Here is a 1,277-nt window from a genome sequence, read left to right on the forward strand (position 1 = left end):
CCGGTGAAGACTTCAGCCACGAAGAACGGCTGCGACAAGAAGCGCTGGATCTTACGAGCACGGTTAACCAACTGTTTGTCGGCTTCCGACAGCTCGTCCATACCCAGGATCGCGATGATGTCTTTCAGCTCTTTGTAACGTTGCAGAACATACTGAACGCCGCGAGCGGTGTCGTAGTGTTCCTGACCGATTACGTTCGGGTCCAACTGGCGCGAAGTCGAATCCAGTGGATCTACCGCTGGGTAGATACCCAGGGATGCGATGTCACGGGACAGAACGACGGTGGCGTCCAAGTGGGCGAAGGTGGTCGCTGGCGACGGGTCGGTCAAGTCATCCGCAGGTACGTATACCGCTTGGATCGAAGTGATCGAACCTTCCTTGGTCGAAGTGATACGTTCTTGCAGAACGCCCATCTCTTCAGCCAGAGTCGGCTGGTAACCTACTGCCGAAGGCATACGGCCCAGCAGTGCGGATACTTCAGTACCGGCCAGGGTGTAACGATAGATGTTGTCGACGAACAGCAGAACGTCGTTACCTTCGTCACGGAACTTCTCGGCCATGGTCAGGCCAGTCAGTGCTACGCGCAGACGGTTACCCGGCGGCTCGTTCATCTGACCGTAAACCAGTGCCACTTTGTCCAGAACGTTGGAGTCCTCATCTCGTGGAAGAAGTCGTTACCCTCACGAGTACGCTCACCCACACCGGCGAACACGGAATAACCGCTGTGCTCGATGGCGATGTTACGGATCAGTTCCATCATGTTTACGGTTTTGCCTACACCGGCACCACCGAACAGACCGACTTTACCGCCTTTGGCAAACGGGCAAACCAGGTCGATAACCTTGATGCCGGTTTCCAGCAGGTCGTTGCCGCCTGCCTGTTCAGCGAACGAAGGCGCTGGACGGTGAATGCCCCAACGCTCTTCGGTGTCGATCGGGCCAGCTTCGTCGATCGGGTTACCGAGCACGTCCATGATCCGGCCCAGGGTCGCTTTACCGACCGGTACGGAGATGGCTGCGCCAGAGTCGGTAACTTCCAGACCGCGCTTCAAGCCCTCGGTGGAACCCATCGCAATGGTACGAACCACGCCGTCGCCCAGCTGCTGCTGAACTTCCAGAGTGGTTCCGGCCGCGCTTTGAACTGTCAGCGCGTTGTAGATGCTCGGTACGCTGTCGCGTGGAAATTCCACGTCGATAACGGCGCCGATGATTTGAACGATACGTCCGCTACTCATAGCTGGATCCTCTGAATATTTGAACCGTTAAACCGCGGCAGCG

1 pseudogene is annotated in these 1,277 nt (G+C 57.2%); it reads right to left on the reverse strand.

Going from position 1 to position 1,277, the window contains the following annotated elements:
• Positions 1-1,234: pseudogene (atpD, locus tag ACIOU6_RS28015) on the reverse strand (F0F1 ATP synthase subunit beta); the annotation flags it as partial.
• Between the last annotated feature and the right edge of the window lie 43 nt (positions 1,235-1,277).

Origin of the sequence: Pseudomonas sp. NPDC087615, assembly GCF_044743445.1 — a bacterium.
Lineage (GTDB): Bacteria > Pseudomonadota > Gammaproteobacteria > Pseudomonadales > Pseudomonadaceae > Aquipseudomonas > Aquipseudomonas baetica_A.